The organism is Enterobacter pseudoroggenkampii, from assembly GCF_026420145.1.
GTDB lineage: Bacteria > Pseudomonadota > Gammaproteobacteria > Enterobacterales > Enterobacteriaceae > Enterobacter > Enterobacter pseudoroggenkampii.
Genome location: NZ_JAPMLV010000001.1, coordinates 1,391,129 through 1,401,270, shown reverse-complemented (window position 1 = coordinate 1,401,270; position 10,142 = coordinate 1,391,129). Strand labels below are relative to the sequence as shown.

Genomic DNA, 10,142 nt, shown 5'->3' with positions numbered 1-10,142 from the left:
TCCTGTGGATATGTCCACCAGACGGATGTAGCTATCCCTGGGAAAAAACACCCATTATTTTCAGACTTATTTTTGCGCAACACTGCGCGTCTTTTTTTAACTCAAGTCAGGTAATTTTGCGGCAGCGTTTTTCTCTATTCCAATTAGCGGCATTAAATTATCAACCGCGGAAGCATAATTAATTGCCGAACTCCAGCCATCATACTCAGCGATTATTTTCGCCGACGTGGCCTGCCAGACATCCTGCTCAACGCTGAGCAGATCGTTAATGCTCCGCTTGCTCAGGGTGTATTCATTTTTGTAAACATCGCGGGCGCGCAGCGCATTTTCCAGCTGCTGTTTCCCGGCCTCCATTCTTCCCCGTGCACCGGTCCAGTCCGCCTGCGCGACGGAGGCTTTTTGCAGGACATCGAAACGCGCCTGATCGACCTGAGAGGAGGCCATGGCCCGTGCGCCTTCCGCCTGCCGAACGCGAGCGGAAACCGCGCCCCCCTGATACAGCGGAGCATCGATATTGAGCTGTATCTGGTCGTCCCAGTATGAACGGTTGTCCGATTCATAACGGGTGCGCCCCCCTTTCAGGCTTAACGTCGGCCAGTGCTGGGACTTCGCCGTTTCCACGCCATACTGAGCCGAACGTTCCATGTTCTGCGCGGCCATCACAGCCGGTATCAACGAATAATCAATACGGTTGAGCGAATCTGGCTCAACCGCGAGGTTCGCAGGCACTGGCGAAAAGGCTTCTGCCTGCATCCCCGTTAATACCGCAAGTCTTGCGCGCGCGCTGTTTAAGGCGGCGTTATACTGCGCGACCGTCGCCTGCATGCCGGCAATACGCGTGCGGGTCTGGAGCTCATCGGAGGTCGAACTCACGCCCGCGTCGGCGCGCAGCTTTGCCAACTGCTCAACGTTTTTGAGCGCCAGGACATTCTCCTTTGCCGCCTGCAGCAGATCGGAATAGCGTTTGACCTCTACATAGCTCAGCGCCGTTTTTTCCGCCACGTCCGAGAGCGTGCCCATCAGCTGATAGCGGTAGCTATCACGCTGGGCGGAAGACTGGCTAATGCTGTTGTTGGTCTTGCCAAAATCGTACAGCAACTGCGTCAGGCTCAGCCCCCAGGCGGCTGAATTCTTCAGCGACCCGCTGGAATCGGTGGTCTGGCTGTGCCCTGTACTCCCGTTCAACGATATTTGCGGCATCCAGCCGCTGCGCGCTTCATCTATTTGTGCCTGGCCAATACCTAATTGCGCGGCTTGCTGACTAATTGATGGATCGCGATCGATAGCAAAAAGAATACTTTCTTTTAAGGTTGTGGTTGCCACCGGGGCAATTCCCACCTGACTACTATTGGCGTACGCCGTATTTATGGCTAATGAAATGAATGCCAGTGCTGCTGTAAATCGGCGTAACATAGGCTTTCGTAATATCGTCATGTTATCTCCCTGACTCTGAGTGATACTCAAGCAAATACCCAAAAAGAGGTACAGATAATTAGACAAATATCTTATTAAGCTACCATGCTGAATTTTAGGTAATAATCCCCATACCCATTTCCATTGGAGATGAGATCTGCCTGCGTCTTATTTCAATTAAGAATTTACTTATTTCTTAAACTGGTTAGCAGCATAACAAAATGTGGTATAGCCCACTACACCCACAATGTTAATGTGGTGTTACAAGTAAGAAAAAACATGGGGTTTCTGGACAAAACTCTAAAAGTCTCCTTTCAGATGAAACATATAAACCTCCTGTTATCTAAGGAAAATTCTTAATTCTTTCTGTGCACATTTTTGCGTTAATTTCATAGCGGGTCAGACACAAAGATTTTCAAAGAAATGTCAATTTAAGTAACCAAAGGGGTATATTTAAAATTAAAAGCTTTTAAAAAACTAATTAAAGCAATTAAAAACTGCATTATTTTAATTTAACAGCATTTAAAACCACACAATGACAATACGTTGGTTACATAGCCCAAATCGTTAAATAAAACATAACAATAACATTGTGATTAACATTCAAAACGGCTTCCTTATACCTGCTTAATAAAATTTTAATAATCACCTATCTGAATCATCACACCGCTGTACATCGTCATGACCACAATCCTCTTCTCTCTGCGTCAAAATGCTGTATTATGCAAACTATTGCGACATTTTGCAGGAATGTACTCACATGCACAAAACCGCTCGTCAACGCTACGTCCTGGATATCCTCAGCGAGCATGGCCAGGCCAGCATCACCGACCTGGCCGAAAAGCTGCAGGTTTCAGCCGATACTATCCGTCGGGATCTGACCGACCTGGAAAACCAGGGCCTTGCGCAGAAAAACCACGGCGGAGCCATCGCGCTCAACCTCTCCGCCATGAACCGTCAGGGCCGCAATACGCTGCTGCCAGAGACCAAACAGCGCCTGGGTAAACAGGTCGCACAGCGGGTTCCACCGGGTTCCACCCTGTTTCTGGATGCCGGAAGCACGGTGATGGCCGTCGCCACCTTTCTTCAGGGGCCGCTCACCGTCATTACCACATCGCTGGATATCGCCCAGCACTTTAGCGACCGGGAAGACGTTGAGCTGATCCTGCTCGGTGGAAAATGGGACCACAAGCAGCGCCTGTTTGCCGGCAGCGCCACGCTGTCTTTACTGTCCCGCTATCGGGCAGATATCGCCATCCTCGGGGCATGCGCCATTCATGCCGAACTGGGGTTGAGCGCCGGTAAAGAAGCGGATGCCGAGGTGAAACGCGCGATGCTCGACGCCAGCCATGCGCACTGGATTGTCGCGGATCACCTGAAAATTAACCGCTGCGAGCCGTATCTGGTATCCGGGTTATCCAGCATTCAACAACTCTTTTTAGATCGTCCCTGGCCTGAGCTTGGGGACCATAGCGCACTGCAGGTCACGGTGTGCGCGAATTAACGTGGAGAAGGTCATGAATAACGTTCAAACAATCAACATTGCGCTGATCGGGTATGGATTTGTCGGTAAAACCTTCCATGCCCCGCTGATCCAGTCTGTGGACGGGATTAAGCTGGCAGTGGTCTCTTCTCGTGATGAAGAGAAGGTTAAACGCGATCTGCCGGACGTACAGGTGGTGGCGACACCGGAAGAGGCCATTCAGCATCCTGATATCGATCTGGTGGTGATTGCCTCCCCCAATGCCACGCACGCCCCGCTGGCGACGCTGGCCCTGAACTCGGGTAAACACGTGGTCGTGGATAAGCCTTTCACCCTCGACATGCAGGAAGCCCGCGACCTGATTGCGCTGGCGGACGAAAAGCAGCTGCTGCTCTCCGTCTTCCATAACCGCCGCTGGGACAGCGATTTCCTCGGCATTAAGCAGATTATTGAGCAAGGCACGCTCGGCAAGGTTAAACACCTGGAGTCGCATATTGACCGCTTCCGCCCGGAAGTGCGCGTGCGCTGGCGCGAGCAGAACGTCCCCGGGAGCGGCTTGTGGTTTGACCTGGGCCCACATCTTATCGACCAGACGCTACAGCTCTTTGGCCTGCCGCAGTCGGTTCAGGGGAATATCGCGACGCTGCGCGACGGCGCAGAAATTAACGACTGGGCGCACGTGGTCTTAAACTACCCGGAGCATAAGGTGATTCTGCACGCCAGCATGCTGGTGGCTGGCGGTACGGCGCGCTTTACCGCTCACGGGGACAAAGGCAGCGTGGTGAAGGCCAGAATCGATCAGCAGGAAGCGCAGCTGCTCTCAGGGGTGATCCCGGGCAGTGAAACCTGGGGCGAAGACAGCGACAGTATGGTGTTCTTTGGGGCTGACGGTGCACCACAGACGATCCCTACCCCGAAAGGCGATCAGCGCCAGTATTACATCAACGTACGTGATGCGTTACGCGGGAAAATCACCAACCCTGTCCACCCTGTTGAGGCGCTGGCGGTCATGGCCGTGCTGGAAGCGGCGGTGAAGCCATCGGAGACGGGGTCAACGCAGGCGCTGGCGTTAACGGCTGAAGAGCGTGCTTTGCTGGGTTAAAAAACAAGCCGGGTGGCGCTGCGCTTACCCGGCCTACGATTCAGAGCCGTTTGTAGGCCCGTGCAAGCGAAGCGCCGCCGGGCGAGAAGACTACGAACGCTTTTTCGGCATCATGCGCAGAAGAGTATTATCTTTCCAGAAATAGTGATGCATCAGCGCCGCCGCCGCGTGCAGGCCAATCACAAAATAGCCCAGGTTTGCCAGCGTCTCGTGCCACGCCTTCAGCGTATCCACCAGATCAAAATTGGACTCCGCCGCATGCGGCATCGCCAGGCCAAAGGCAAACCAGTCGCTGCCCCGGTTGTACATCATCACAATCCCAATCAGCGGCAGCGCAATAAACAGCAGATACACCACCAGATGCCCCAGATGAGACATCCCCGTCACCATCGCTTTTGGCTTCGGCTGAATCGGGGGCGAGCGGAACTTCAGGCGAACCAGCAGACGCGTCACCATCAGCACCAGAATACCGATCCCGCATGAGACGTGGATCATATTGATCGCCGGACGCGCGGTGCGCGGGAAGAAACCTTTGAACTCCATGGCGCAGTAGGCGACGATAATTAACAGAAACACCAGCCAGTGGATGCCGATTTGCAGGCTTGTATATTTAGTGCGCATGTGATTTCTCGATTATAAACAGTTACCGCGCCAACATAATCCCCTTTCCTTAAAAATTCATTAACTTTTCTGTATGGATTTTCAAATACTTCCCCCCGCATGAAGCATCTTCAATTGCCGCCCTGCCCGTGATGGTCTAAGCCTGGATGAGTTCAAACTGTCGCATCGACACGTTTACAGGAGAACACCATGAGTAAAATTGGCATTAACGGCTTTGGACGCATTGGGCGCCTTGTCCTGCGTCGCCTTCTTGAAACCCAGGACAGTAATACCGTCGTCGCCATCAACGACCTCACCTCCCCGAAAGTACTGGCCTACCTGCTCAGGCATGATTCCAACTACGGTGGCTTCCCGTGGAGCGTAGATTTCACCGAGGATGCGCTGATTGTTGATGGTAAAACCATTGCGGTGTACGCCGAAAAAGAGGCGAAGCACATTCCGTGGAAAACCGCCGGTGTGGATATCGTCGTGGAGTGCACCGGCTTTTATACCTCTGAAGAGAAATCACGGGCGCACCTGGACGCCGGCGCGAAGAAAGTGCTGATCTCTGCCCCTGCGGGTGACATGAAAACCATCGTCTACAGCGTGAACGACGACACCATTGACGCCGGTGATACCATCATCTCCGTCGCCTCCTGCACCACCAACTGCCTCGCCCCGCTGGCCAAAGCCCTGAACGATGCGTTTGAAATAAAAGTGGGCACCATGACCACCATTCACGCTTATACCGGCACGCAGGCGCTGGTGGATGGCCCGCGCGGGAAAGATCTTCGCGCCTCGCGGGCGGCGGCAGAGAATATCATTCCGCATACCACCGGCGCCGCCAAAGCCATTGGTCTGGTGATCCCTGCGCTCAGCGGCAAACTGAAAGGCCACGCGCAGCGCGTGCCGGTTAAAACGGGCTCCGTTACCGAACTGGTGGCCATTCTGGGCAAGAAAGTGACCGTTGAGGAGATCAACGCCGCGCTGAAAAAGGCGACGCAGGGCAATAAATCGTTCGGGTATACCGATGAAGAGATCGTGTCGTCAGATGTGATTGGTTCACATTATGGTTCAGTGTTTGACGCCACGCAGACGGAGGTGTCAGAAGCGGGAGACCTTCAACTGGTGAAAGCCGTTGCCTGGTATGACAACGAGTATGGGTTTGTGACGCAGCTGGTGCGGACGCTGGATAAGTTTGCGGCGCTGTGATTTTTCCCACCCACCCCTCACCCTAACCCTCTCCCCAAAGGGGCGAGGGGATTGTTCCGTGCCTAAATTATTTTACGTGCGCCCTTCAGGACAGGATCCTGCTGCAGCTGTTTCCATGCGGCGGTGACGGCCTCGGGGAATTCAACGTGAGCAATATAATCCCGCCCGGCCGGGCCATAGCCGTTGGCGTTATCATACAGGCGCGGCAGTTCCCCCATAACCAGTGAAAGGTAACGGTCAACGGGCCACAGGCCGGTGTTGCCCTCGCTGAATTCCACGCCCTCGTTTCCGTTTTGCAGTGTCGGCGTAAACCCCGGATGGCTGAGCCACTGCGGTGAAACGGGCTCATCCCGACAAACGCGGGCAAATGTCGCCATCGTGCGGCGCTGCATCGTCGGATCCTGCACCACCAGCACCCGCCCGGTCGTTCGATGATGCTGTTTCAGCATGTTCCAGCTAAAGCGCGCGTTTTCACCGCAGTTGGTGGAGCGATCCTCAACCCACAGCTGCGCCTCGGGGATCTGCCAGAACGCCCGCGCAATGTCGGCAAGAATGCTCGCTTCAGCCCGCCCGGTGACCGGTACGGTGTGGTAACACGGATGATTGCCAATCGCGGTATATAAAAAGCTAGTCGAATGCCCGATGCCGCCGCTAATCAGAAGCGGCACGTCTTGCTGAGAGGCCATCCGGCAGGCCGCGTCAATGGTTGGGATCACCGCGTTTCCTGCCAGAATCACCGCATCGACTTCCGGGAGCGGACGCGTCGCGCTCAGGTCATCCTGCGCCAGCCATTCACCGACAGTATTGATGGCCGCCAGCGTGGCATTCGCCAGAACGGGAAAATGGGGCTGAACCATGGTGAACTCCTCACGTTGTTGAAGCACCGAATTTATCATTTTTCTGAAATAACCAGAAACATCCAAAAATCATCGGGTTGCACCTGCCTATTATGCTTTTGATTTCCAGCCTTACAAAACATTGTATTGTACAGGCGTCATGAAAAAGCACCCAGCGCTGCTTATTTCACCGTGATCTGACCAGTTTTATCCCCCCTGCGCTTGCCAAACGCAACATCCAACCCTAAGTTGCTTAACAATTTCACAACCTTTTTCATCATCACAGGTTGCACCTGAAGCGCGCCAGGTGACACCTCTCTCATCATCAACGTGGCGGGGTTTCTGGTCATGACAGAACATGAAAGTACGACGACGGTATTACGAAAAAATAAAAAGGTGTTAATCGCCAGCCTTACCGGGAGCGCCATTGAATGGTTTGACTATTTTCTCTACGGTACGGCGGCCGCGCTGGTCTTCAATAAGATCTTTTTCCCGATGGTCGATCCGGTGATCGGACTCATTCTCTCTTATCTCTCTTTCTCCTTAACCTTCTTTATTCGCCCCATTGGTGGGGTACTTTTCGCCCACATTGGCGACCGCATCGGACGTAAAAAAACCCTCGTGTTGACCCTCTCTTTGATGGGAGGTGCAACCGTCATGATTGGCCTGCTGCCCACGTATGAGATGATTGGCCTGTGGGCGCCCGCTCTGCTGATCCTGATGCGTATCATTCAGGGGATGGGCATTGGCGGTGAATGGGGCGGCGCGCTACTGCTGGCCTATGAATATGCGCCAGAAAAACGTAAAGGCTTCTTCGGCAGTATTCCGCAGGCGGGCGTCACCATCGGTATGCTGATGGCAACTTTTATCGTTTCGCTGATGACCCTGTTCAGCGAGGCGGATTTCCTCTCCTGGGGCTGGCGCATCCCGTTCCTGCTAAGCTCGGTTCTGGTGTTGCTCGGCCTGTGGATCCGCAAAGATATTGATGAAACGCCCGATTTTAAGCGAGTCAAAGCGTCCGGTCAGGTGGCTAAGGCCCCGCTGCGCGATACGCTGAAGCATCACTGGCGTGAAGTGTTGATTGCCGCCGGTCTGAAGGTGGTTGAAACCGCCCCCTTCTACATCTTCTCGACCTTCGTGGTGAGCTATGCCACCAGCACGCTGACGTATCAGAAATCGCAGGCGCTGGAAGCCGTGACGCTGGGTGCGCTGGTGGCGACCATTATGATCCCGCTAATGGGGCTGCTCTCCGATAAGGTAGGCCGTCAGCGCATGTACGCGATCAGCGTCTTCGTGCTGGGCCTGTTTATCGTACCGTGGTTTATGCTGCTCAATACCGGCACCACATGGGGTATCGTGCTCGCGACGATCATCGCCTTTGGCGTGCTGTGGGCCCCTGTCACCGCGGTACTGGGCACGCTGTGCTCTGAAATCTTTAGTGCAAACGTGCGCTACACCGGCATTACTCTAGGCTATCAGCTGGGTGCCGCGCTGGCAGGCGGTACCGCGCCGCTGATTGCGACCGGACTGCTGGCAAAATACGACGGCGACTGGGTGCCGGTGGCCTGGTATCTTGCCGTCACGGTGACCATTTCTTTAATCGCGATTTTCTGCGCCAGCCGCGTTAAGCGCGCCACTCTCATCCAGGCGCAGCCCGAACGTCTCTGACCCTTCCCGGCCCGTCCTGCGGGCCGCTCTTTTTCCTTAAATTTCCCTTCACCATTTGATTAACATGCGTAAATCATATTCACTTGAATTATCATTTGCGGGAGTCGTAGAATCGCTAGCCCGCTAATTATTCAATCATTTCTAAGGTAAACGACGTTATGCGCCTGCCCGAACGCGACCCTTATGCTCCTCGCGAGTGGCAGCCACATGAGAAACCCGCCCTGCTGGGTTCGCCCTCCACGCCCGAACACAGTACGCCAAAACGCATTGCCTACGGCGTCGTGGGCCTGCTGGTCTGCCTGACGGGGGCGCTGGGGAATGCGGTGGTGACCGCCAACCTGCAAAATTTGCAGGGAACCTTCGGCGCCTGGTCAACCGAAATCGCCTGGCTGCCCGCGGTCTATGTGATGACCAACATCTCCATCAACCTGCTGCTGGTGAAATTCCGCCAGCAGTACGGTTTGCGCGCCTTTACGGAAGGTTTTCTGGTGCTGTACGTGCTGGTCACCTTCTTCCATCTTTTCGTAAACGATCTCAGCTCGGCGCTGATGGTTCGCGCCGCGCACGGCATGGTGGCCGCCGCGCTCAGCTCACTGGGGATTTACTATCAAATCCAGGCCTGGCCTGCGAAGCACCGCCTGAAGGCGCTGACCATCGGCATCACCGGATCGTCGCTCGCCATCCCGCTGGCCCGCCTGTTTTCGACCGAGCTGCTGCAGCTGGACGAGTGGCGCGGGCTCTATTTCTTCGAACTGGGGCTGGCGCTGATCTCCCTGGCCTGCGTAATCGCCTTAAAACTGCCGCCGGGCGACCGGCGCAAGGTCTTCGAGAAAAAAGACTTTATCACCTTCTTTTTAATGGCCCCCGGGATGGCCCTCCTCTGCGCCGTGCTCTCTTTAGGCCGCCTTGACTGGTGGTTCGAAGCGCCTTGGATCGGCTGGTCGCTGGCCCTATCGCTGGTGCTGATTGTCGCAGCCATCGTCTTTGAACATAACCGCAGCAACCCGCTGCTGAACACCCGCTGGCTGTCGAGCGGCAGCATCGTCCGTCTGGGGCTGATTATGCTGCTGATCCGTATCGTGCTGGCCGAGCAAAACACCGGCGTCATCGGCTGGCTGCAGTACGTGGGCTTACAGAACGAGCAGATGACGCACCTGGCGTGGTCTATTTTCGCCGGGATCGTCTGCGGGATTGTCACCAGCTGTCTCACCATCAAGCCAACGAAACTGGCGTGGCCAATCATCACGTCTCTGGCGCTGATGATTGTTGCCTCGCTGCTGGACAGCCAGTCCAACAACCTGACCCGTCCGGATCAGCTGATGGTAAGCCAGTTCCTGCTGGGCTTCGGCAGCGCCTTCTTCCTGGCGCCCGCTATGCTGGCCGCCATTGGCGGGGTGATCGCCGACCCGCGTAACCTGGTCAGCTTCTCGGTGATGTTTGGCATGAGCCAGAACCTCGGTGGCCTGCTGGGCTCCGCGATCCTCGGCACCTTCCAGACCTGGCGCGAGAAGTACCACTCCAGCCTGCTGGCGGACCAGCTCACCACGCTCAACCCGCTGGTCAACGAGCGAATTCAGCTTTATACCCAAATGTACAAAAGCCTGATTGGCGACAGCGCGCTGCTGGGCACCCAGGCGATAACGCAGCTGCAAACGGTGACCGCGCTGGAGGCGAATATTCTGGCCTACAACGATACTTATCTGCTGACGGCGAGCATCGCTGCCGCCACGCTGGTCTGGATTTTATGGCGCTTGCTGCGCCTGCGCATCACTGCCCGTCTGGCGCTGAAGAACGCCACCGGCAACAAATAATTGAAAGAGTTCTGGAG

General features: G+C 55.1%; 8 protein-coding genes. 5 read left to right on the top strand and 3 right to left on the bottom strand.

Going from position 1 to position 10,142, the window contains the following annotated elements:
• Window positions 1–96: 96 nt before the first annotated feature.
• Complete coding sequence (locus OTG14_RS06905) at window positions 97–1,434, bottom strand: TolC family outer membrane protein (protein ID WP_090417047.1); 1,338 nt, start codon at window positions 1,432–1,434, stop codon at window positions 97–99.
• Between the two features lie 739 nt (window positions 1,435–2,173).
• On the opposite strand from OTG14_RS06905, the gene OTG14_RS06900 reads away from it, so the two are divergent.
• Window positions 2,174–2,917, top strand: coding sequence for a DeoR/GlpR family DNA-binding transcription regulator (locus OTG14_RS06900; protein WP_048990916.1), 744 nt, complete (start codon window positions 2,174–2,176; stop codon window positions 2,915–2,917).
• 13 nt (window positions 2,918–2,930) lie between these two features.
• Window positions 2,931–3,998, top strand: a complete 1,068-nt coding sequence (locus OTG14_RS06895) for an oxidoreductase (protein WP_267214790.1) — start codon at window positions 2,931–2,933, stop codon at window positions 3,996–3,998.
• Between the two features lie 90 nt (window positions 3,999–4,088).
• On the opposite strand, the gene cybB is transcribed toward OTG14_RS06895, so the two are convergent.
• Window positions 4,089–4,619, bottom strand: a complete 531-nt coding sequence (gene cybB / locus OTG14_RS06890) for a cytochrome b561 (RefSeq protein ID WP_061715205.1) — start codon at window positions 4,617–4,619, stop codon at window positions 4,089–4,091.
• A 189-nt stretch (window positions 4,620–4,808) separates the two neighbouring features.
• Here cybB and gap point away from each other — a divergent pair, with 189 nt between their 5' ends.
• Complete coding sequence (gene gap, locus OTG14_RS06885) at window positions 4,809–5,810, top strand: type I glyceraldehyde-3-phosphate dehydrogenase (RefSeq protein ID WP_024908382.1); 1,002 nt, start codon at window positions 4,809–4,811, stop codon at window positions 5,808–5,810.
• Between the two features lie 62 nt (window positions 5,811–5,872).
• Here gap and OTG14_RS06880 read toward each other — a convergent pair whose 3' ends face one another.
• The gene (locus OTG14_RS06880; RefSeq protein WP_090417049.1) at window positions 5,873–6,667 is read right to left on the bottom strand and encodes a YdcF family protein; all 795 of its coding nucleotides are present in this window, start codon (window positions 6,665–6,667) and stop codon (window positions 5,873–5,875) included.
• A 327-nt stretch (window positions 6,668–6,994) separates the two neighbouring features.
• On the opposite strand from OTG14_RS06880, the gene OTG14_RS06875 reads away from it, so the two are divergent.
• Entirely contained in the window at window positions 6,995–8,314 is a 1,320-nt protein-coding gene (locus tag OTG14_RS06875; RefSeq protein WP_090418188.1) for an MFS transporter, read from the top strand.
• Between the two features lie 158 nt (window positions 8,315–8,472).
• A complete protein-coding gene (locus OTG14_RS06870; protein ID WP_045910485.1) occupies window positions 8,473–10,125 on the top strand; it encodes an MFS transporter in 1,653 nt (550 codons plus the stop codon).
• Window positions 10,126–10,142: the final 17 nt, after the last annotated feature.